The organism is Streptomyces sp. B93, assembly GCF_018070565.1.
Lineage (GTDB): Bacteria > Actinomycetota > Actinomycetes > Streptomycetales > Streptomycetaceae > Streptomyces.
Genome location: NZ_JAGPXL010000024.1, coordinates 62,974 through 84,380 on the forward strand (window position 1 = coordinate 62,974; position 21,407 = coordinate 84,380).

19 protein-coding genes and 1 riboswitch are annotated in these 21,407 nt (G+C 70.9%); of the genes, 6 read left to right on the forward strand and 13 right to left on the reverse strand.

Annotated features, from left to right (window positions below; all coding sequences use genetic code 11):
- Position 1: 1 nt before the first annotated feature.
- From KBY47_RS22465 to KBY47_RS22485, 5 genes are all read right to left on the reverse strand, one after another.
- On the reverse strand, positions 2-1,006 hold the full coding sequence (locus KBY47_RS22465; protein WP_210923470.1) for an ABC transporter permease: 1,005 nt from the start codon (positions 1,004-1,006) through the stop codon (positions 2-4).
- Positions 1,007-1,106: 100 nt separating this feature from the next.
- Positions 1,107-2,777, reverse strand: coding sequence for an ABC transporter substrate-binding protein (locus KBY47_RS22470; RefSeq protein ID WP_210923472.1), 1,671 nt, complete (start codon positions 2,775-2,777; stop codon positions 1,107-1,109).
- Between the two features lie 249 nt (positions 2,778-3,026).
- Positions 3,027-3,851, reverse strand: coding sequence for an enhanced serine sensitivity protein SseB C-terminal domain-containing protein (locus KBY47_RS22475; protein WP_308405236.1), 825 nt, complete (start codon positions 3,849-3,851; stop codon positions 3,027-3,029).
- A gap of 212 nt (positions 3,852-4,063) precedes the next feature.
- Positions 4,064-4,831, reverse strand: coding sequence for an enhanced serine sensitivity protein SseB (locus KBY47_RS22480; RefSeq protein ID WP_210923474.1), 768 nt, complete (start codon positions 4,829-4,831; stop codon positions 4,064-4,066).
- Positions 4,832-4,905: 74 nt separating this feature from the next.
- Positions 4,906-5,583, reverse strand: coding sequence for an AAA family ATPase (locus KBY47_RS22485; protein WP_210923530.1), 678 nt, complete (start codon positions 5,581-5,583; stop codon positions 4,906-4,908).
- A gap of 186 nt (positions 5,584-5,769) precedes the next feature.
- Positions 5,770-5,865: riboswitch (glycine riboswitch) on the forward strand.
- Between the two features lie 164 nt (positions 5,866-6,029).
- Here KBY47_RS22485 and gcvT point away from each other — a divergent pair.
- The 4 genes from gcvT (at position 6,030) to KBY47_RS22505 (ending at position 10,397) form a co-directional block, all read left to right on the forward strand.
- A complete protein-coding gene (gene gcvT, locus KBY47_RS22490) occupies positions 6,030-7,148 on the forward strand; it encodes a glycine cleavage system aminomethyltransferase GcvT (RefSeq protein WP_210923476.1) in 1,119 nt (372 codons plus the stop codon).
- A 140-nt stretch (positions 7,149-7,288) separates the two neighbouring features.
- On the forward strand, positions 7,289-7,666 hold the full coding sequence (gene gcvH, locus KBY47_RS22495; RefSeq protein WP_210923478.1) for a glycine cleavage system protein GcvH: 378 nt from the start codon (positions 7,289-7,291) through the stop codon (positions 7,664-7,666).
- 14 nt (positions 7,667-7,680) lie between these two features.
- Positions 7,681-8,958, forward strand: a complete 1,278-nt coding sequence (gene glyA, locus KBY47_RS22500) for a serine hydroxymethyltransferase (protein ID WP_210923480.1) — start codon at positions 7,681-7,683, stop codon at positions 8,956-8,958.
- Between the two features lie 71 nt (positions 8,959-9,029).
- Positions 9,030-10,397, forward strand: a complete 1,368-nt coding sequence (locus tag KBY47_RS22505) for an L-serine ammonia-lyase (protein ID WP_210923482.1) — start codon at positions 9,030-9,032, stop codon at positions 10,395-10,397.
- A gap of 21 nt (positions 10,398-10,418) precedes the next feature.
- Here KBY47_RS22505 and KBY47_RS22510 read toward each other — a convergent pair whose 3' ends face one another.
- The 3 genes from KBY47_RS22510 to KBY47_RS22520 all read right to left on the reverse strand — a co-directional run bounded on the left by KBY47_RS22510 (position 10,419) and on the right by KBY47_RS22520 (position 12,421).
- Positions 10,419-11,081, reverse strand: coding sequence for an NADPH-dependent F420 reductase (locus tag KBY47_RS22510; RefSeq protein WP_210923484.1), 663 nt, complete (start codon positions 11,079-11,081; stop codon positions 10,419-10,421).
- 150 nt (positions 11,082-11,231) lie between these two features.
- Complete coding sequence (locus KBY47_RS22515; RefSeq protein WP_210923486.1) at positions 11,232-11,444, reverse strand: EF-hand domain-containing protein; 213 nt, start codon at positions 11,442-11,444, stop codon at positions 11,232-11,234.
- A 56-nt stretch (positions 11,445-11,500) separates the two neighbouring features.
- Positions 11,501-12,421: a MerR family transcriptional regulator gene (locus tag KBY47_RS22520; RefSeq protein ID WP_210923488.1), complete on the reverse strand. Its 921-nt coding sequence runs from the start codon at positions 12,419-12,421 to the stop codon at positions 11,501-11,503.
- Between the two features lie 57 nt (positions 12,422-12,478).
- Between KBY47_RS22520 and KBY47_RS22525 the strand changes: the two genes are divergently transcribed.
- Positions 12,479-13,114 carry a GNAT family N-acetyltransferase gene (locus tag KBY47_RS22525; protein ID WP_210923490.1) on the forward strand — a complete coding sequence of 212 codons (636 nt, stop codon included), beginning with the start codon at positions 12,479-12,481 and terminating at the stop codon, positions 13,112-13,114.
- A gap of 28 nt (positions 13,115-13,142) precedes the next feature.
- On the opposite strand, the gene KBY47_RS22530 is transcribed toward KBY47_RS22525, so the two are convergent.
- From KBY47_RS22530 to KBY47_RS22550, 5 genes are all read right to left on the reverse strand, one after another.
- A complete protein-coding gene (locus tag KBY47_RS22530; RefSeq protein WP_210923491.1) occupies positions 13,143-14,324 on the reverse strand; it encodes a YncE family protein in 1,182 nt (393 codons plus the stop codon).
- A gap of 218 nt (positions 14,325-14,542) precedes the next feature.
- Complete coding sequence (locus KBY47_RS22535) at positions 14,543-15,046, reverse strand: ATP-binding protein (protein WP_247695062.1); 504 nt, start codon at positions 15,044-15,046, stop codon at positions 14,543-14,545.
- A gap of 290 nt (positions 15,047-15,336) precedes the next feature.
- A complete protein-coding gene (locus tag KBY47_RS22540) occupies positions 15,337-16,104 on the reverse strand; it encodes an enoyl-CoA hydratase/isomerase family protein (RefSeq protein WP_210923493.1) in 768 nt (255 codons plus the stop codon).
- A gap of 107 nt (positions 16,105-16,211) precedes the next feature.
- Positions 16,212-17,486: an Ig-like domain-containing protein gene (locus KBY47_RS22545; RefSeq protein ID WP_210923494.1), complete on the reverse strand. Its 1,275-nt coding sequence runs from the start codon at positions 17,484-17,486 to the stop codon at positions 16,212-16,214.
- A gap of 199 nt (positions 17,487-17,685) precedes the next feature.
- The gene (locus tag KBY47_RS22550) at positions 17,686-18,927 is read right to left on the reverse strand and encodes an Ig-like domain-containing protein (protein WP_210923495.1); all 1,242 of its coding nucleotides are present in this window, start codon (positions 18,925-18,927) and stop codon (positions 17,686-17,688) included.
- Positions 18,928-19,079: 152 nt separating this feature from the next.
- Between KBY47_RS22550 and glgX the strand changes: the two genes are divergently transcribed.
- Complete coding sequence (glgX, locus tag KBY47_RS22555) at positions 19,080-21,341, forward strand: glycogen debranching protein GlgX (RefSeq protein WP_210923496.1); 2,262 nt, start codon at positions 19,080-19,082, stop codon at positions 21,339-21,341.
- Positions 21,342-21,407 lie beyond the last annotated feature (66 nt).

A 21,407-nucleotide genomic window follows, 5' to 3' on the forward strand; every position in this document is an offset into this window, starting at 1 on the left:
GTCAGTGCACCCGCACTCTCGGGTCGATGAGGCTGTACGCCACGTCCACCAGCAGGTTGATCAGGACGTACACGATCGCGATGAACATGATGAAGCCGACGAGCACGGGGTAGTCGCGGCCGTCGATCGCGGTCCGGATGAAGGAGCCGATGCCGCCGAAGGAGAAGACGGACTCGGTGAGGACGGCTCCCGACAGCAGTGAGCCGGTGAGCAGGCCGACGGCCGTGACGACCGGCAGCATGGCGTTGCGCAGCACGTGCCGCCCGCGCACGGTGCTCCGCTTGAGGCCCTTGGACTCGGCGGTGCGGATGTAGTCCTCCCCCAGCACTTCCAGCACGCTGGCGCGGGTCATCCGGACGATGACGGCGAGCGGGATGGAGGCGAGGGTGATGGCGGGCAGCACCAGGTGCTGGATGGCGTCCCAGGAGGCGTCGAGTTCGCCGGTGAGGATGCCGTCCAGGATGGCGAATCCGGTCACGTCGGTGGCGTTGAGTCCGGTGGACTGGCGGCCGTAGCTGGGGAAGATGCCCAGTTCGACGGCGAAGACGCCCTTGAGGATCAGGGCGAGGAAGAAGACCGGGATGCAGATGCCGACCAGCGAGCCGGAGACGGCGGTGACGTCCAGCCAGCCGCCCCGCTTGCGGGCCGCGAAGTAGCCGAGCGGCACACCGATCGCGATGGCGATGATCATCGCGGCGACGGAGAGTTCGACGGTGGCGGGGAAGCGCAGCGTGAACTCGTCCCACACCGGCTGGCCGGTCTGCACCGAGGTGCCGAGGTCGAGTTCGGCGATGCGCTTCAGGAACCGCCAGTACTGGACGTAGAGGGGCTGGTCGAGCCCCAACGCACGGTTGATCCGTGCCACTTCGGCCTCGGTGGCCTTCTCCCCCAGGATCGCTGAGGCGGGTCCGCCGGGCAGCCGGTTGAGCCAGAGGAACAGCAGAACCGACAGGCCGAGCAGGGTGGGAATGAGTTGGAGCAGTCTTCGTACGACGAGACGCAGCACCCCGCATGCCCCTTTCTTACGTGTGTGACTTCATGAACAGGTCCGTCCGGCCGCCAAGGTTCAGCAGCCGGACGGACCTGTGTACGTATGCCTGTCTTGCTTACTTGAAGGAGACTTCGGCGAAGTTCTCCTGCGTCAGCGGCGAGACGTTCGGCGGGTTGACGTTCTTGCCGAAGGCGATGGCCGGCGGCGAGGAGGAGATCGGGACACCCGGCAGGTAGTCCATGATCGCCACGTTGGCGGCCTCGTAGGCGGCGGTGCGCTCGGCCTCGTCACCGACCTCGGAGCCGGCGTTCACGGCGTCGAACAGCTTCTGGTTCTTGAAGCCCCACTGCTTGTCGAAGCCCGCGAACCAGGTGCCGATGAAGTTGTAGCCGTCGTTGAAGTCACCGGTCCAGCCGAGCATGTGCAGGGCGCAGGAACCGGCCTCGGTGGCGTCCAGGTAGTCCGGGGCCCACTTCATCGGCTTCGGGGTGACGGTGATGCCGGCCTTCTCCAGGTCGGCCTTCATCAGCTCGAACAGGTCCTGCGGGGAGGGCATGTACGGGCGGGTGACCTCGGTCGGGTAGCAGAACTCGATCTTGAGCTTGCTCTCCTTGGCGCCGGCGAGGAGCTGCTTCGCCTTCGCGGTGTCGTACTCGTAGGTCTTCACCTTGTCCGAGTAACCGGCGACGGTGTCCGGCATGAACTGCGTCGCCACCTTGCCGCCCTCGGGCAGCTGGGTCTTGACCAGGTTCTCCCGGTCGATGGCGTGCGCGATCGCCTCGCGGACTTCCTTCTTCTTCAGCGCCGGGTTCGCGGTCTGCGTCATGCCGACGTAGAAGAGGTTGAAGACGTCACGGGTCGGGACCTCGAAGCCCTCGCCCTCGAGCGTCTTGACGTCGGCGGGCGCGACCAGGTCGTAGCCGTCGATGTCACCGGCCTGGAGCGCCTGACGGCGGCCGTTGTCGGTGTCGATGGTGCGGAAGACCAGGTTCTTCACCTTGGCCTTGTCGCCCCAGTACTCGTCGAAGCGGGTCAGGGAGACTTCCTTGTTGCCCTTGTTCCACTTCGTGATCTTGTACGGGCCGGTACCGGCGACCGTGCCGGCCTCCTGGCTGTACTTGGGGTAGGTGATGGCGTCGCCCTTGGCGGTCGCCTCCTGCTCCTGGTACGCCTTGATGGCCTTCGGCGAGTGGATCGCCAGCGCCTGGAGGGAGAAGCCGCCGGGCAGGTTGGCGGAGGGCTTCTTGACCTCGATGACGGCGGTGTTCTCGTCCTTCGCGGTGCAGGACTTGTAGTTCGCCTCGGGCGTCTCCTTGTCCTCGTTCTTCGCGAAGCCGCCCATGATGGTCTGCCAGTAGTAGGAGACCGCGCTGGACTGGTAGGTGCCCGTCCAGTTGAACCAGTGGTCGTAGTTGGCGCAGACGGCGTCGGCGTTGAAGGTCTCGCCGTCGTGGAACTTCACGCCCTTGCGGAGGTTGAAGGTCCAGACCGTGCCCTCGTCGTTGCTCTCCCAGCTCTCGGCGAGGCCGCCGACGAGCTTGCTGCCGCCCGACTCGTGCTCAAGCAGAGCCTCGAAGGCCTGGCGCGTGACGCGGAAGGTCTCGCCGTCGCTCGCGAGCGCGGGGTCGAGGGAGGCGATGTCACCGGGGGCACCGAACACGAACGTGTCCTTGGAGCCGTTGGCGTCGTCTTCCTGGTCTCGCTCACTGGCGCAGCCGGTGACGATCAGACCGACCGCCAACGCGGCCGTGATCGCCCTGGCGGCACGGGATCTGGGTATGCGCATAGGGAGGACACTCCGGGTTCCGCTTGAAAAAGGGGAATGCACTACTGACCGCCAGAACACTACAGACTGCAACCGGCGACGGAGAACAGTCCGCATAGCGGTGATACCTAGTCGAGATCTGAACACTCAATAAATCGGCGGGTACCGGTACATCGCGGGTGTGAAAGTTAACTTGCCCGATACACACACCAGTTGGCGGGCCTGGCTCAACCGCGTTGGCCCAGGCCAGAGGTGACGGGACGACTTCGCTCAGTAAGCGTGCGGGGCTGCGGCGCCGGGCTGGTGACCGGGTGCGGGCGGGTAGCCGTAGCCGCTGACCGGGGCGGCCGCGGAGGGGGCGGCGTGGGCCTCACGGTCGTAGAACGGCCGGGCGTTGGACCGCAGCCACATCGCGACCGGGTCGTACTCGTCCGACATCGCGACCGTCGAGACGGGGAGTCCGTCCGGTACGGCGCTGACGGACTGCTGCATCATCGCGCGCACCGAGTCCACGGCGGGCGGCGAGGTGTCGTACACGTCCAGGCCGATGGCGAGGTACGGCGCGCCCAGCGCGGGCTGCACCCAGGCGCGGCGCAGCGAGCGCACCGCGGGGGTGCGGTGGGCGTTCTGCGTGAGCAGGGCGTAGAACTGCGGGACCTCGATGGCCGGTTCGGACAGCCTGAGCGGTCCGGCGGGCTGACGGTCCAGGCCGGTGGCGATCCGGCGCAGATCGAGCCACGGTACGCCGACGCCGCCACCGGGGGCATGCGGATTCAGCCACAGTCCGTAGTGGTCGGGGTAGAGGGTACGGGCGACGTCGATGCCGTCGACGACCTCGTAGGACCGGTTCCAGCCACTGGCCGACAACTCCTGGGCGGAGGTGACGCAGGGGGCGTAGCCGAAGCCGTCGACCTCCATGTTGCCGTACTGGGCGTCGGGGGAACCGGCCTGGCCGTGCCAGAGGAGCATCCAGATCCGGCCGGACGACGGGGTGGCGAGCGCCCTCAGCAGCGCCTCGTAGGCGTCGTAGCGCCCGGGCGTCACCTGGCGCAGCATGTGCTCGACCTGGCCGGTCGCGGCGGTGCCAGCGCTCACCTTATTTACGCCCCTCCGTACAACGCCGTTACTCGGCTGCGACCCTAGCGTAAGCCTGCCCTTGCCTGCGGGGCTGGTGCCGCGTTGTGTCTGCGGGCCCATCGTGGCTGATCGCGCCCGGCGGCGGAGCCGCATGCCGACCCGGCCCCGCGCCCCTAGGGTCGCTGCCCCTGGCGGCGTTGAAAAGTCCCCGTCCAGGAGAAAAGTCCGGCCTACATCCCCTGCTGGAAGAACGGCCGGACCTTTTCCCTCAGCCAGGTGACCACCGGGTCGTCCGTGACGTCCATCAGGACGAGGTTCACCTGCCACTTCACGGGGACCTTACCGAGGGCGCGGCCGAGGGCGTCCAGGGGGAGGAGGCGCAGGTCGCCCTCCCACTGGGAGAGCTCGACGCCGACGAACATGACCGGGTCGTCGGTCTCGACCGCGGCGAGGCAGCGGCGGGCGGTGCGGACCACGCCGGTGCCCTCGAACTCGGCGGACGCCGCGGCGAGGAAGTCGACGGGGTCGTCCTGCCAGTCGGGCTCGAAGAGGCGGACCCGGCCACCGCCGGCGAAGCCGTCGAGCGGGGTGCGCCCGGCCCGGCACAGCACGGCCACGGCCACAGGCGGCAGGGGTATGCCGACCACGCCGTCGGGGTTGAGGGCGAGGCCGACCTGGGGCGGCAGTCCGCGGGCGAACTCGACGGCGGGGGCGACGGTGTACGACATGTGCGCCCCGGCGACCTGGCGGAGCTGTTCCTCGGAGCTGAAGACGGGGACGTAGGCCTGGCCGTCGATCTCCATGGTGGGCAGGTCGAGCGGGCCGCTGTCGGGGCCGCCGCCGCCCGGCAGCGGCACCCACAGGAAGCTGCGGCCGAGGACCTCGACGACGCGGGCGCCGGCCGAGGGCACTCCGAGGGAGGCGGACAGCACCTCCTCCAGTTCGTTGCCGGGCCATCCGCCGTGCGAATGGGGGTGCGCCTGTGCCGGGAAGTCCATCTGCTACCGCCTGCTCCGTACTGCCGTGTGGCTGGAAAGGCTATCGGGTGACGGGCGGGGTCCCCGGGGAGTGCTCAACCGGTGAAGCCGATCCGGCGCAGGGTGTCCGCCGCGTCGCGGTCGAGCAGCACCGCCGAGCCGCAGCCGTCGGGCAGTTCGCCCCGCTCCACCCGGCGCAGCAGCCGGGCGGCGGCGCCGCGGTGGCGCAGGAACGCGTACCGCGAGACGCCGCGCCCGCGTTCGCGCTGGCCCGCGAGGGCCTGCCGCGGGGTGACGTCGAGCATCAGCAGGTGCAGGGTGCCGCCGCGGCGCCGGGCCTCGCGGGCCAGCCAGCCGCGCACCCAGGCCTGGGTGCCGCAGTCGTGCACGACGACGGCCGCACCGGCGCGCAGCGCCCGGCGCAGCCCGGCGTAGTGCGCGAGGCGGACGAGGGGGCGGTAGACGGCGTACGGCAGCCAGGACGGCGTACGGGCGTCCCAGCGGTCGCGGGTGTCCTGGGAGTCGATACGCCGGTCGCGGACCGTGCGCCGCATCAGGGTGGACTTGCCGCTGCCGGGCAGGCCGGTGACGACGACCAGGTCCCGGGGGCCGAAGAGCAGCGCGTGCGGGCTGTGGCCGCCGCGCTCGCGCAGGTCACGGACGACGGGGGCGGGCAGTGGGGGGCAGGCCTGACGGGCCGGCGCGGCGGGCCGCTTGGGCAGCGGGAGACCCGAGGTGGTGGCGTACGCCGCCGTGGTCCTGTTCACCGTGATCGTCCTCCCCTGGGGCGGTTCACGTGCTCCCTGCCCGTCGACTGTAAAGCGAAGGTAATACGTGACGTCTCGTCGTTCTGTGCGCTTCCCGCAACAGACCCGCTACAGAGCGCTGTGCCTAGGCTCCCCCTGCCGCCCCGCGTCGATGCGTGCAATGATGTGCCCGCCAACTGCATACCGGCCGTTTGAATCCGCGCGGGAGAGTCCCCGGCCAGTCGCCGGGGCGCCGAAGGAGCAAGTCCCTCCCTTGAATCTCTCAGGCCCCGTTACCGCGCGGGCGAGGCACATCTGAAAAGCGGGCCGTCGTCCCCGGCGGTCCCACCCAAGGTGCAAGTCATGTCGTACGCGGCGCTCGTGCGCGGTCATGACGAACCTCTCAGGTTCCGATGACAGATGGGGAGGAACGACCTCGCCCCCGCCGTCATGCCCTGGGAGACGACCGACCGATGAGCAGTACCGAACCCCGCCGTACCGCGCTCGACGCCGTGCACCGCGCGCTGGGCGCGACGATGACCGACTTCGCGGGCTGGGACATGCCCCTGCGCTACGGCTCCGAGCGCGACGAGCACAACGCCGTGCGCACCAAGGCCGGGCTCTTCGACCTCTCCCACATGGGCGAGATCACCGTCACCGGCCCGCAGGCCGCCGCCCTGCTGAACCACGCCCTGGTCGGCAACATCGCCTCGGTCGGCGTCGGCCGGGCCCGCTACACCATGATCTGCCAGGAGGACGGCGGCATCCTGGACGACCTGATCGTCTACCGGCTGGCCGAGACCGAGTACATGGTGGTCGCCAACGCCTCCAACGCGCAGACCGTGCTGGACGCGCTGACCGAGCGCGCCGCCGGTTTCGACGCCGAGGTGCGCGACGACCGGGACGCCTACGCGCTGCTCGCCGTGCAGGGCCCCGAGTCCCCGGCGATCGTGAGGTCCCTCACCGACGCCGACCTGGACGGCCTGAAGTACTACGCCGGGCTGCCCGGCACGGTCGCGGGCGTCCCGGCGCTGATCGCGCGCACCGGCTACACCGGCGAGGACGGCTTCGAGCTGTTCGTGAAGCCGGAGCACGCCGTGGAGCTGTGGCAGGCGCTGACCAAGGCGGGCGAGGCGGCCGGTCTGGTGCCGTGCGGGCTGTCCTGCCGGGACACCCTGCGCCTGGAGGCGGGCATGCCGCTGTACGGCAATGAGCTGAGCACCTCGCTGACGCCCTTCGACGCCGGCCTCGGCCGGGTGGTGAAGTTCGAGAAGGAGGGCGACTTCGTCGGGCGTACGGCGCTGGCGGAGGCGGCTGAGCGGGCCGCGGCCAACCCGCCGCGCGTCCTGGTCGGCCTGGTGGCCGAGGGCCGCCGGGTGCCGCGCGCCGGGTACCCGGTCGTCGCCGGTGGCGAGGTGATCGGCGAGGTCACCTCGGGCGCCCCCTCCCCCACCCTGGGCAAGCCGATCGCGATGGCGTACGTCGACGCGGCGCACTCGGCGCCGGGCACGGCCGGGGTCGGCGTGGACATCCGGGGCAGCCACGAGCCGTACGAGGTCGTGGCGCTGCCGTTCTACAAGCGCCAGAAGTAGACACTGGACGCGGCGGTCCGCCGTGACCCCGCACACACACGCCGCTCACCAGCGGTTTCACCGGGTTTTCGGTCATCCCCCCGTCTTCCCCCCGTCATCCCCATCATCAGCACTCCCGCCCGTACAGGAGAATTCAGGCCATGAGCAACCCCCAGCAGCTGCGCTACAGCAAGGAGCACGAGTGGCTGTCGGCCGCCGAGGACGGCGTCTCGACGGTCGGTATCACCGAGTTCGCGGCGAACGCGCTCGGCGATGTCGTCTACGCCCAGCTCCCCGACGTCGGCTCCACGGTGACCGCGGGTGAGACCTGCGGCGAGCTGGAGTCGACCAAGTCGGTCAGCGACCTGTACTCCCCGGTGTCCGGTGAGGTCACCGAGATCAACGAGGACGTGGTGGCCGACCCGTCCCTGGTGAACTCGGCGCCCTTCGAGGGCGGCTGGCTGTTCAAGGTGCGCGTCACCGAGGAGCCCGCCGACCTGCTCTCCGCCGACGAGTACGTCGCCCACACCGCCGGCTGAGGAGTCGTATCCGGATGTCCGTCCTGAACACCCCCCTGCACGAACTGGACCCGGCGGTCGCCGCCGCGGTCGACGCCGAGCTGCACCGCCAGCAGTCCACGCTGGAGATGATCGCCTCCGAGAACTTCGCGCCGGTCGCGGTGATGGAGGCGCAGGGCTCGGTCCTCACCAACAAGTACGCCGAGGGCTACCCGGGCCGCCGCTACTACGGCGGCTGTGAGCACGTCGACGTGGTCGAGCAGATCGCCATCGACCGCGTCAAGGAGCTGTTCGGCGCCGAGCACGCCAACGTGCAGCCGCACTCGGGCGCGCAGGCCAACGCGGCGGCGATGTTCGCGCTGCTGAAGCCCGGCGACACGATCATGGGTCTGAACCTCGCGCACGGCGGGCACCTGACCCACGGCATGAAGATCAACTTCTCCGGCAAGCTCTACGACGTGGTCGCCTACCACGTCGGCGAGGACGGCCGGGTCGACATGGCCGAGGTCGAGAAGCTGGCCAAGGAGGCCAGGCCGAAGCTGATCGTGGCGGGCTGGTCTGCCTACCCGCGGCAGCTGGACTTCGCCGCCTTCCGCCGGATCGCGGACGAGGTCGGCGCGTACCTGATGGTCGACATGGCGCACTTCGCGGGCCTCGTCGCGGCCGGGCTGCACCCCAACCCGGTGCCGCACGCGCACGTCGTCACGACCACCACCCACAAGACGCTGGGCGGCCCGCGCGGCGGTGTGATCCTCTCCACGGCGGAACTCGCCAAGAAGATCAACTCCGCGGTCTTCCCCGGTCAGCAGGGTGGCCCGCTGGAGCATGTGATCGCGGCGAAGGCGGTCGCCTTCAAGGTCGCGGCGAGCGAGGACTTCAAGGAGCGCCAGCGCCGTACCCTGGAGGGCGCCCGTATCCTCGCCGAGCGCCTGGTGCGGGACGACGTCCGGGCGGTCGGCGTGGACGTGCTGTCCGGCGGCACGGACGTGCACCTGGTCCTGGTGGACCTGCGCGACTCCGAGCTGGACGGCCAGCAGGCCGAGGACCGTCTCCACGAGGTCGGCATCACCGTCAACCGCAACGCGATCCCGAACGACCCACGGCCCCCGATGGTCACCTCGGGCCTCAGGATCGGCACGCCCGCGCTGGCGACCCGAGGCTTCACCGCCGAGGACTTCGCCGAGGTCGCGGACGTGATCGCGGAGACGCTCAAGGCGGCCTCTCCCTTTGGGGGAGCCGACGTCGAGTCGCTGAAGTCCCGAGTCAAGGCCCTGGCGGACAAGCACCCCCTGTACGCCGGCCTGAACAAGTAAGTCCCAGGTGGCGCACCCGGTCCGAGACCCGGACACCGGGTGCGCCGCCGCCCCGCCCCTGAGGAGTGACCGTGGCCATCTCGGTCTTCGACCTGTTCTCGATCGGCATCGGCCCGTCCAGCTCCCACACGGTGGGACCGATGCGGGCGGCCCGCATGTTCGCGCGCCGCCTGCGCAACGAGGACCTGCTGCCCTCCGTCGCCTCCGTACGCGCCGAGCTGTACGGCTCCCTCGGCGCCACCGGCCACGGCCACGGCACGCCCAAGGCGGTGCTGCTCGGCCTGGAGGGCGCCTCCCCGCGCACGGTGGACGTGGAGACGGCCGACGACCGGATCGAGACGATCAGGACCGACGGCCGCCTGAACCTGCTGGCCGAGCACGAGATCCCCTTCGACTTCGACAAGGACCTCAAGCTCCACCGACGCAAGGCGCTCCCCTACCACGCCAACGGCATGACGCTCTGGGCGTACGACGCCTCGGGCGCCGAGCTGCTGTCCAAGACGTACTACTCGGTGGGCGGCGGTTTCGTCGTCGACGAGGACGCGGTCGGCGCGGACCGGATCAAGCTGGACGACACGGTCCTGAAGTACCCCTTCCGCACGGGCGACGAGCTGCTCCGCCTCACCGAGGAGACCGGCCTGTCGATCTCCTCCCTGATGCTGGAGAACGAGCGCGCCTGGCGCACCGAGGACGAGATCCGCGCGGGCCTGCTGGAGATCTGGCGGGTCATGCGGGAGTGCGTGGACCGCGGCATGTCCCGGGAGGGCATCCTGCCGGGCGGCCTGCGGGTACGCCGCCGCGCCGCGGTCACGGCCCGCCAGCTGCGCGCCGAGGGCGACCCGCTCGCCCACGCCATGGAGTGGATCACCCTCTACGCGATGGCGGTGAACGAGGAGAACGCGGCGGGCGGCCGGGTCGTCACGGCCCCCACCAACGGCGCCGCGGGCATCATCCCCGCCGTCCTCCACTACTACATCAACTTCGTCCCCGGCGCCGACGAGGACGGCGTGGTCCGCTTCCTCCTCGCCGCCGGCGCCATCGGCATGCTCTTCAAGGAGAACGCCTCCATCTCCGGCGCCGAGGTCGGCTGCCAGGGCGAGGTCGGCTCGGCCTGCTCGATGGCCGCGGGCGCCCTCGCCGAGGTCATGGGCGGCACCCCCGAGCAGGTCGAGAACGCCGCAGAGATCGGCATGGAGCACAACCTGGGCCTCACCTGCGACCCGGTCGGCGGCCTCGTCCAGATCCCCTGCATCGAACGCAACGGCATGGCCGCGGTCAAGGCGGTCACCGCCGCCCGCATGGCCCTGCGCGGCGACGGCTCCCACAAGGTCTCCCTCGACAAGGTCATCAAGACCATGAAGGACACCGGCGCCGACATGAGCGTCAAGTACAAGGAAACGGCACGGGGCGGGCTCGCGGTCAACATCATCGAGTGCTGACCGCCCGTCGCCCGGCCGCCGTCAGCCCCGGAACTCCGGCTTGCGCTCCGGGGACGCCTCCGCGAGGGCCCTGGTGACCTCGTCCACCCCGCCGCGGAGGCCGTAGACCGGGGTGTCGGGCTGTTGGCGCCAGGAGTCGGCGAGGGGGCCCGCGTCGACGGTGTCGAAGCCCAGGTCGTCGATGAGGGCGCGAACCTTGGCCTTGGCGGTCTCGTCGTCGCCCGCCACCGGGAGGGCCATGCGGTCGGGGGCGCCGGCGGGGCGGGGGCGGTCGAGGAGGTCCTGGGCGTAGGTGCCGTTGAAGGCCTTGATCACGGGGTGGCCGATCTGCCGTTCGGTCCACTGGCTCTCGGTCAGGCCCTCGTCCTCGATACCGGCGATCCTGCCGTCGCGCTGCCGCGGGTAGTAGTTGCCGGTGTCGATGACGGCGACCCCTTCGGCGGCGTCCTTAAGGAGACCGGCCGGGAGGTCGGGTACGGCCTTGACGGGGACGGTGATCACGACGATCTCGGCGCCGCGGGCGGCCTCCTCGACGCGTACCGGGGTCGCGCCGGTCTCCTCGGCCAGTTCCGTGAGGGTGTGCGGGCCGCGCGAGTTGGCGACGGAGACCTCGTGGCCGAGGGCGGTGAGCCGCCGGGTGAGGTTGCCGCCGATGTTGCCCGCGCCGATGATTCCGATCTTCACGAGGGACCCTTTCGGAGTGGATGCACATGCATGCTCTTGGGGTGGGTCAACCGCGGTGGCGAGCGGGCTATTCCGGGGCGTACGGCATCCGGGTGAGCGACATGGCGAAGGGGCGCCCGGAGGTGTCCGGGCGCCCCTTCGGCCCACGCGTCACTTGTCCAGGTACGCCCAGAACTCGTCGAACGACAGCTTCTTGTCGCCGTCGAGGTCGCGGCTGGCTATGACGGCCTCGGCGACCGCCTCGGTGACGTTCCAGTCACCGCCCTGGGCCAGAGCGGTCTTGAACTCGGCGGCGGTGATGGCGCCGTCCCCGTCTGTGTCGATCCGCTCGAACTGCTTGCGCGCTTCCTCGATGTCCGCCACCGGTCGCCCCTCTTGTCGTTCTGTCGTGCCTTGCCGTCTGGATGACGGTGATCAGATTAGCCGCCGGTCCGCCACCGCAGTGCGGCGACCGCCCAGGCGAAGTCCTCGGCGTGCGCGGGCCGCGGATCACGGCCGTTGACCAGCGCGATCAGCTCACGGTAGCGGTTGGCCTCGGTGTGGAACGTGGCCTCCAGACGCTCCAGTACGGCGGCCCGGTCGGCGTCCGGGCCGAGGAGTTCGACGAGGAACGGCTCGGCCTCGGGGGCTTCGGGGGCGACGCCCTCGGCGCGGGCGCGTCCGGCCAGCTCCACCAGGCGCTTGAAGAACCACATCGTGGCGCCCGGCGGGGTGTCCGGGCCCCGGCCCCGCGCGTTGAACTCCACCATCTGACGCATCCGCGCCCGGAACTGCGGGTCCCGCACCAGCTCCGCCAGCTCCACCCAGGCGTCGACCTGCTCCGGGGTCGGGTCGTCCGGCAGGTCGACGAGGGTGTGCCGCAGCCGGTGCTCGACGTCCGGGTCCACGGTGGCGTCCACCCCGTGGAAGACCTCCGCCGCGAACTCCTCCATGATCCGCCGCCGTTCGGCGGCCGACAGCCGTGCCAGCTTGTTCATCAGGGTCATCTCCTCTGTGGTCGAACCGCGTCGCGCCACCGTCGACAGCACCGCGCGGGTCACCTTCAGGGACCGGATCTGCGCGTCCAGCGCCACCACGTGCGCCGCCGCGACCTCGGCGACCGTCCGCTCCCCGGCCAGCACCTCGCGCACGGCGTCCAGGCCGAGGCCCAGTTCGCGCAGGGTGCGGACCAGTTCGAGGCGGGCGGCGGAGGCGGTGTCGTAGAGGCGGTAGCCGCCCGGGGAGCGGGCGACCGGGGGCAGGACGCCCTCGTCGGACCAGTAGCGGATGGTGCGTACGGTCAGTCCGGTGGCCCTGGCCAGCTCGCCGATGGTGAGAAGTCCGGTGCCGTCGTCGATCATGTCTGGGAGTCTGGGCCTTCCAGTGGGTGGAGACTCAAGCGGTGCGGGAGGGGTGCGGTGGAGGGGCTGCGGGACATTCTGGACGCGGCGGCGCGCGGGGTCTTCCCGCCCGCCGACGGGGGCACGACCGTCGTGGCCCAGGACTCGCCCCGGGACGCGGGCGTGCTCGCCTTCACCGCGCACTCCGTCGTCTTCACGGACGAGGACCCCGAGTGGGTGCACGGCACCTTGCGGGCGCTGGACTGCGACGCGCTCGCCGCGACCATGAACCCGCGGTTCCTCGCCGCCTTCCTGGCGCGGACCGGGCGGCGCACCGACACCGTCGACGTCATGACGGTCGCGGACCCACTGCCGGGTACGCCCTCGCTCGCGCTGCGGGAGATCGCGGACCCGGACCATCCCCGGGTCGTCAGCTCCCGCAAGCGGCGCGACGACGTGCGGGTGTGGACCGCCGACGGAGGTGTGGTCGTGCTGGGGCGCGGGATCGGCGGGCGGCTCGAGGCCGCGGTGGAGGTCGACGAGGCGGTACGGCACCGGGGGCTGGGGCGGGCGCTGGCGACGGCGGCGCGGCAGTTGGCCGCGGGTGAGCCGGTGTGGGCGCAGGTCGCGGCGGGGAACGCCCGCAGTCTGCGGGCGTTCCAGGCGGCCGGGTACCGCCCGGTGGGGGCGGAGGCGTTGTTCGTCGCCCCGTGATCGTGTCCCGGTCGGTATCAGGGCCCGCTCAGCGGAAGATGCCCGTGTGGCCCAGTGAGTAGCGGCCCGGCTGGGGGTAGACGGCGAGGCCGTGCGGGGCGCTGCCGACGGGGATGCGGGCGAGTTGGGCGCCGGTGCGGGTGTCGATGGCGTAGACCTCGTCGTCGTAGCGGCCGGAGAGCCACAGGACCTTGCCGTCGGCGGAGACGCCGCCCATGTCGGGGCTGCCGCCGTCGGGGAGGCGCCACTTCCTGGTGAGCTTGTTGCGGGTGAAGTCGAAGACGGAGACGGTGCCCTCGCCGCGGTTGGAGACGTACATCTCGCGCGAGTCGCGGCTGACGTAGAGGCCGTGGCAGCCCTTGCCCGTGGGCAGCAGGGTCGGCTCGTCGAAGGTGTCGCCGTCCAGGACCCACATGCCGTCGGCCATCATGTCGGCGATGTAGAACCTCTTGCCGTCCGGCGAGATCTTCACGTCCTGCGGCATCGCGCCCTCGAACGGCAGCTTCTGCTGGGCGACGACCTTCATCTTCTCGGTGTCGACCTTCAGGAGTTCGCCGCTGAACTCGCAGGAGACGATGAAGTAGCGGCCGTCGAGGGAGAAGTCGGCGTGGTTGACGCCGTAGCAGCTGACCGGTTCGGTCTTGACGGGCTTCATGGTGTGCGGGTCGCGGAAGACCAGTTCCCGGTCGAGGGAGGCCATCACGACGGCGTGCCTGCCGTTGGGGGTGAAGTAGAGGTTGTACGGGTCGTGGACGTCGACCGGCTTGCCCGCCTTGCCCGTCCTGGGATCGATGGGGGTGAGGGTGTGGCCGCGGTTGTTGTTCACCCAGAGGGTCTTCAGGTCCCAGGAGGGGACGACGTGCTGGGGCTGGCGGCCCACGGGGATGGTGTCGATGATCTCGTACGTCTTCGGGTCGATGACGGTAACGGTGTCGGCCTCGGAGTTGGGGACGTAGACGCGGGACGGGAAGTCCTTGACGACCGGGGAGAGGTTGCCCGGGCGGTCGGCGGCGTAGACGTCCTCGGGGTCGAGGACGGGGGGCATGCCTGGGAGGCCGTCGATGGGGGGTTTCTCGGGTGGGGCGGGGACGGCTGCGGTGGTGGTGGGGGGTGTGCGGTCCCGGGGGTCGGTGGTGCAGGCGGCGGCGAGGGTGGCGAGGGTCGCGGCGAGGAGGGTGGTGGCGGTGCGGGTTCGGGGCGGGGGTGTCATGCGCCCTATTTAAGGGATCTGACGTCGGCTTGAGGGGGATTGAGCCGTTTGGGGGTGGCTTCCCCTTGAGTGGTTTCGCCCCCGCCGCCCCTTCCCGTCCCGACCCCGGGGGCTGTGCCCCCGGACCCCCCTGTCGGCCCCGAAAGTGCCTCGTCCTCAAACTCCCCCAGAGGGGGCGCCCCCAGACGGGCTGAATGCGCCCGGCGGGACGACGTCGTTCAGCGGTCCACGACTCTCATTTCGAACCATGTCGTCTTGCCTCGGGGTAACAGGTCCACGCCCCAGCGGTCGGAGAGTTTGTCGATGAGGTAGAGGCCTCGGCCGGTGGTGTCGAGTTCCTGGACGGGGAGAAGGCAGGGGAGGCCCCGGGAGGGGTCGCGGACCTCGACGCGGATCATGCCGCGGCGGCGGCGCATACGGAGGCCGAAGACCCGGGCGCCGGTGTGGCGTACGGCGTTGCCGACGAGTTCGGAGACGAGCAGGACGGCGTCCTCGGTCATCCTCGGGGTGAGGCCCCAGTGGCGCAGGACGACGACCTGGGCGAGCCTGCGCGCCGTGGCCGCGGATTCGGGGCGGGACGGCAGGGGGACCTCGGCATCCGCCGGGTTGCCGTACAGCTCCAGTGCCTTGAGACCTCGTTCGTCCTCGACCGCGGGCGACCAGCGCGCCGCGGCAGCACGGCTGTGTCCCCGTGGCTGTTCGATGCCCTCCAGCCCCGCCATGACCCCATCATGGCCGCCGAGCGGGGCCTCTGTGGCCGTTCCGGGCGAATAGGCCCCCCGGAGGCTGACGTTCCGAGGAAGCCGTCCGGCATATGCCAGCGGCATTTCGGGGCTCTCCACAGCCCCGTTGACCTGCGGAAAGTGGTCAGTTGGCGGCAATGGACGGACTCCCTCGACGAGGCAGACTTAAGGTTGCCTTAAGGCTTCCATAAACCGCCCCTTCGAGGGACCCGGATCAGACATCGCGTCAATTGCAAGAGACAACGAGAGGGAAAACGGCGGAGTTCGGATCAGAGGAACTTCGCCTTGCCCGGCCCCTCCTCCACGAAGCTGCGCATGCCGCGCTCGCGGTCCTCGGTGGCGAACAGGCCCGCGAACCAGTTCCGTTCCACCGCGAGGCCGGTGTCGATGTCGGCCTCCAGGCCGGTGTCGATGGCCTCCTTCGCCGCGCGCAGGGCGATCGCCGGGCCCTGCGCCAGCCGCGCCGCCCAGGCGTGCGCCGCCTCGTAGACCTCCCCGGCCGGGACCACCCGGTCGACCAGGCCCATCGTCAACGCCTCGTCGGCCTTGACCATACGGCCGGTGAAGATGAGGTCCTTGGCCTTGGAGGGGCCGATCAGCCGGGGCAGGCGCTGGGTGCCGCCCGCGCCGGGGATCAGGCCGAGCAGGATCTCCGGCTGGCCCAGCTTGGCGTTCTCCCCGGCGACGCGGTAGTCCGCGCAGAGCGCCAGCTCGCAGCCGCCGCCCAGGGCGTAGCCGGTGACGGCCGCCACCACGGGCTTGGGGATGCGGGCCACGGCGGTGAAGGCGTCCTGGAGACCACGGGCGCGCAGGACCATCGCCGTGTGGTCCATGGCCTGCATCTCCTTGATGTCCGCGCCGGCCGCGAACACCTTCTCCCCGCCGTAGAGGACCACGGCGCGCACGTCGTCGCGGCGCGTGGCCTCCTCGGCGAGTTCCTTCAGCCGGTCCTGGGTCGCGATGTCCAGCGCGTTCATGGGCGGGCGGTCGAGGCGGATCGTGCCGACGCCCTCGGCGACTTCGAGATTCACGGTCATGCCAGCAGGTTAACGGCCACTAACGACAACGGCCCCGGTGCCGTACCTCACAGAGAGGGGCGGGCGCCGGGGCCGGGGCCGGATCGCGGTGGAGGGTTATGCCTTCGTCACGCCTTCCACTTCTCCCACGACATGTTCCAGCCGTTGAGCCCGTTCTCCGGGGCGACCACGGCGTCGTTGGAGTTCTTGACCTCGACCACGTCACCGATCAGCGAGTTGTCGAAGAACCAGGCGGCCGGGGCCTGCTTGTCCCAGCCGCCGCGGACGTCGCGCAGGCCGATGCAGCCGTGGCTGGCGTTGTAGTTGCCGAAGGCGTCGCCGCCCCAGTAGTTGCCGTGGATGAAGGTGCCGGAGGTGGTCAGGCGCATGGCGTGCGGGACGTCCTTGATGTCGTACTCGCCGCCGTAGCCGACCGTCTCGCCGTTCATCCGGGTCACGGGGAGCCGCTCGGTGATGACCATCTTGCCGTTCCAGGTCTCCATGCCCGCCTTGCCGGTGGTCACGGGGATGGTCCTGACGACCTCGCCGTCGCGCTTGACGGTCATCGTCAGCTTCTTGACGTCGACGACGGAGACCTGGCTGCGGCCGATGGTGAAGGAGACGGTCTTGGACTGCTCGCCGTAGACGCCGTCGCGGCCCTCGACACCGTCGAGGTTGAGGTTGACGGTGACCTTGGTGCCGGGCTCCCAGTAGTTCTCGGGGCGGAAGTCGAGACGGTCGTTGCCGAACCAGTGGCCCTCGACCTCGACGGCGGGCTCGGTCTTGATCTCGATGGCCTTCTCGACGTCCTCGGGGTTGGTGATGCCCCGGGTGAAGTTCAGGGAGAAGGTCATGCCGACGCCGACCTTGGAACCGTCCTCGGGGGTGAAGTAGCCGATGAACGTGTTCTGCGGCGTCAGGGTCGTGAACGTCGAGTCCTCGGCGGCCTCCCGGCCCTCGGAGTCCTCGGCGACCGCGTGCACCTGGTACTTCGTCGACGCGGCCAGGTGGGTGGACGGCCTCCAGGTGGCGCCGTCCCCGGATATCTCACCCTCGATCTTCCTGCCCTTGGTGTCCTTGACGACGACCTCGGTCAGCTTGCCCTTGGCCGCGGTGACCAACAGGTCACCGCTGGTGTCGACGGACTCGGCGCCGTTCTTGGGGGCGATGGTGACGACCGCATCGGACTGTGCGCTGCGCGCGCTGGACGAGTCCCCGTTCTTGCCCTTGCCGCCGCCGTTCGCGGAGTCGGACCCGGACCCCGGGCCCGATCCCCCGCCGCCGCATGCGGTGACGGCCAGCAGCAGCACGCCCAGCAGCAGCGCCAGCAGCCCCCTGCGCCGCCCGCCGCCACGCCCCCCGCGCGCGTCAACCGACGCCCCCGATATCGGTCGCACGTTCAAGTTGTTCTCCCCTCCGCGGGCCCGTGACAGGGGCCCTCGCGGGCCCGAACGGGCCCGTTCCCCAGCGCCGTACACGCGGCGCGTCTCGCGCGACTCGCGCGTCCGCGCATATTAACCACATGCTCACAGGGGTTGACGTCGCGCGTTTGTCACCGTTCCGTACCGAGTTCCGGGGGCCCGGTGCGAGGGTGACCGGAGGTCACTTCAGGGCGCTGCCCGCCTTCCACTGCGGCCAGGCCATGTTCCAGCCGCCGAGCCCGTTGTCGGGAGCCACCGTCCGGTCCGCGCTGCCCACGACCTCCACCACGTCCCCGACGAGGCTGCGGTCGAAGAACCAGCCCGCCGGGGTGTCGGAGCCGCCACCCTTGTCGTCGCGCAGGCCGATGCAGCCGTGGCTGACGTTGGACTCGCCGAACACCTCGGCGGGCGCCCAGTAGTTGCCGTGCAGGAAGGTGCCGGACTCGGTGAGCCGCATCGCGTGCGGGACGTCCGGGATGTCGTACTCGCCCTTGCCGTCCTTCTTCTTGAAGCCGACCGTGGCGCCGTTCATGCGGGTCATCTCCAGCATCTCGGTGACCACCATCTTGCCGTTGTACGTGGTGGTGCTGGGGGCGCCCGCGGTGATGGGGACGGTGCCGAGGAGTTCGCCCTCGCGGCGCACCTCCATGGTGTGCTCGGCGGCGTCGACGACCGAGACCTGGTCGCGGCCGACGGTGAAGGTGAACGTCCGGTACTGGAGGCCGTAGACACCGGGCGCGCCCTCGACGTCCCGCAGGCGCAGGTCGACCGTCACGCGCGTGCCGGGCCGCCAGTACTTCTCGGGGCGGAAGTCGAGACGGTCGTCGCCGAACCAGTGGGCGCGGATCTCGACCGCCGGCCGCGCGCTCACGCGGACGGCGCGTTCGACGGCCGCGCGGTTGACGATCTCCCGGTTGAACTCCAGCGAGACGATCATTCCGGTGCCGACGGTGGCCCGGTTCTCCGGGGTGACGTAGCCGATGAAGCGCTCCTCGGGCACCTGGGTGGCGAAGGTGGTGTGGCGGGCCGAGCGGCGTCCGTGGCCGTCGAGGGCGACCACGTCGACGGTGTACTCGGCGGCCAGCGACAGCCGTTCCTCGGTGGGCTCCCAGCGCAGCCCGTCGTCGGAGATCCGGCCCGGCACCGGGGTCTGGCGGGCGTCCTGGGACCGGGTGACCTCGACCGACTCCAGACGGCCGCTGGGGATGCGGACCAGCAGTTTCTCCTCGGGGCGCACATCCTCGCTGCCGTCGCGGGGCGTGACGCGGATGACGTCCTCCGCCGCGCGGGGCGCGCCGAGCGCGCCGATCCCGGGGGGCCCGCCGTCGGCGGTGCATGCGGTCCCGGCGAGCAGTCCTGCCCATGTCACTACGGCGGCCAGTGCGGCCCTCGCGCGTCGCGCGCGCCCATGTTCGTGCCTCACAAACGAACCCAACGACGCGCCCCGCCCTGGGGAAACGTGAGTGCGAGCCACGCGCTGGGCAGAACAGGGGGAGGACGATGCGTGGGGAGCCGCGGACGGGGCGCCGACGGCTCCTCGCGGTGTCGTGCCCACGAGCCGCGGGAGGCCGACAGGTGTCGAGCGCAGCCGAGCAGGAGACGGCGACCGGAGAACACGCCACGGCGGGCGGGCGTCCGGCCGCCGTGGTGAACGGCGCACGGCACCCGGCGCCGTCCGCCGCCGGGCCGGTGTGGCCGGGTGCGCCGATGCCGCTGGGCTCCCGCTACCGGGTGGGCCCGGACGGGGTGGCGGGCACCAACTTCGCGCTGTGGGCGGGCGGCGCGGAGGCCGTCGAGCTGTGCCTGTTCGACGCGGACGGCGCCGAGCGGCGGCTGCCGCTGACCGAGCTGACGCACGAGATCTGGCACGGCTTCGTGCCCGGGGTGGCGCCCGGACAGCGGTACGGCTACCGGGTGCACGGCCGCTGGGACCCGTGGACCGGCGCCCGCTGGAACCCCGCGAAGCTGCTGCTCGACCCGTACGCGCGCGCGGTGGACGGCGACTACGCGGCCTGCGGACTGCCGCCACAGGTGTACGGGCACGTCCGGGACTGGCCCCAGCAGCACATCGCCGACACCGTCCGCGACGAGCGGGACTCGGCGCCGTACGTCCCCAAGGGTGTCGTCGTCCACGATGACGACGACTGGGCCGACGACCGCCGCCCGAAGACGCCGTGGGCGGACTCGGTCATCTACGAACTGCACGTGCGCGGCTTCACCAAACTGCATCCCGGCATCCCCGAGGAGCTGCGCGGCACCTACGCCGGACTCGCGCACCCGGCGGCCATAGAGCACCTGACGCGGCTCGGTGTGACGGCCGTCGAACTGCTGCCGGTGCACCAGTTCGCGCACGAGGACCATCTCCTCCGCCGTGGCCTGCGCAACTACTGGGGCTACAACTCCATCGGCTACTTCGCCCCGCACGCCGCCTACGCCGCCACCGGCACGGCGGGCCAGCAGGTCGGCGAGTTCAAGCGGATGGTGCGCGCGCTGCACGCCGCCGGGATCGAGGTCGTCCTCGACGTGGTCTACAACCACACCGCCGAGGCGGGCGAACTGGGCCCGACGCTCTCCCTGAAGGGCATCGACAACCGCGGCTACTACCGGCTCCAGGCGGACGCCCGCCGTTACGCCGACTACACCGGCTGCGGGAACACCCTGCACGTCGTCCAGCCGCACGTCCTGCGCCTCATCACCGACTCGCTGCGCTACTGGGTGACCGAGATGGGCGTGGACGGCTTCCGCTTCGACCTGGCGGCGGCGCTGGCCCGCTCCATGCACGACGTCGACATGCTCTCCCCCTTCCTCGCCGTCATCGCCCAGGACCCGGTGCTGCGCCGGGTGAAGCTGATCGCCGAGCCCTGGGACGTGGGCTCCGGCGGCTACCAGGTGGGCGCCTTCCCGCCGCTGTGGACGGAGTGGAACGACCGCTACCGCGACGCCGTGCGGGACTTCTGGCGGCACGCGCTGCCCGACGTACGGGAGATGGGCTACCGGCTCTCCGGCTCCAGCGACCTGTACGCCTGGGGCGGGCGGCGGCCGTACGCGTCGGTCAACTTCGTCACCGCGCACGACGGCTTCACCCTGCGCGACCTGGTGTCGTACGAGCGCAAGCACAACGAGGCCAACGGCGAGGGGAACCGGGACGGCTCCGACGACAACCGCTCGGCCAACTGCGGCGCCGAGGGCGAGACCGACGACGAGCGGATACGGGCGCTGCGGCGGCGGCAGCTGCGGAACCTGCTGACGACGCTGCTGCTGTCGACGGGCGTGCCGATGCTGGTCGCCGGTGACGAGATGGGCCGCACCCAGCGCGGCAACAACAACGCCTACTGCCAGGACAACGAGATCAGCTGGGTGGACTGGGAACTGCTGGCCGAGCCCGGCTGGCGGGCCCTGTGCGACCTCACCTCCCGGCTGATCGCGCTGCGCCACCGCCACCCCGTGCTGCGCCGCCGCGCCTTCTTCTCCGGGCGGGCGCACTCGGCCGACGGGCTGCGGGACCTGGCCTGGTTCACCGCGTGGGGCACGGAGATGACCGAGGGCGACTGGTACGCGCCCGCGGCGACGCTGGGCATGTACCTCTCCGGGCGGGACATCCCGGGTCGCGACGAACGCGGGGCGCCGGTCTGCGACGACAGCTTCCTCGCCGTGCTGCACGCCGGGGAGGCGCCGGTGGACTTCGTCCTGCCGGGGCCGCCGTGGGCACAGCGGTACGAGGTGGTCGTGGACACCTCGCGGGAGGAGCAGGGGGAGGCGCCGGGCGTGGAGTTCGCGGCGGGGGCGGAGGTGACCGTGCCGGCGCGGACCGTGCTGCTGCTGCGGGTCTCGGAGTGAGCTGCGGAACCCCGCGTGAGCCCGCGTGTGCCGGGTGACCTGCGGACGCCCGGAAACTCGGTGGGC

What these genes read in the sequence shown, in the direction of transcription:
- gcvT (WP_210923476.1), top strand. Translation starts at nt 6,030, where the DNA reads ATGAGCAGTACCGAACCCCGCCGTACCGCGCTCGACGCCGTGCACCGC.
- gcvH (WP_210923478.1), top strand. Translation starts at nt 7,289, where the DNA reads ATGAGCAACCCCCAGCAGCTGCGCTACAGCAAGGAGCACGAGTGGCTG.
- KBY47_RS22520 (WP_210923488.1), bottom strand. Translation starts at nt 12,421, where the DNA reads ATGATCGACGACGGCACCGGACTTCTCACCATCGGCGAGCTGGCCAGG.
- glyA (WP_210923480.1), top strand. Translation starts at nt 7,681, where the DNA reads ATGTCCGTCCTGAACACCCCCCTGCACGAACTGGACCCGGCGGTCGCC.
- KBY47_RS22540 (WP_210923493.1), bottom strand. Translation starts at nt 16,104, where the DNA reads ATGACCGTGAATCTCGAAGTCGCCGAGGGCGTCGGCACGATCCGCCTC.
- KBY47_RS22470 (WP_210923472.1), bottom strand. Translation starts at nt 2,777, where the DNA reads ATGCGCATACCCAGATCCCGTGCCGCCAGGGCGATCACGGCCGCGTTG.
- KBY47_RS22535 (WP_247695062.1), bottom strand. Translation starts at nt 15,046, where the DNA reads ATGGCGGGGCTGGAGGGCATCGAACAGCCACGGGGACACAGCCGTGCT.
- KBY47_RS22480 (WP_210923474.1), bottom strand. Translation starts at nt 4,831, where the DNA reads ATGGACTTCCCGGCACAGGCGCACCCCCATTCGCACGGCGGATGGCCC.
- KBY47_RS22530 (WP_210923491.1), bottom strand. Translation starts at nt 14,324, where the DNA reads ATGACACCCCCGCCCCGAACCCGCACCGCCACCACCCTCCTCGCCGCG.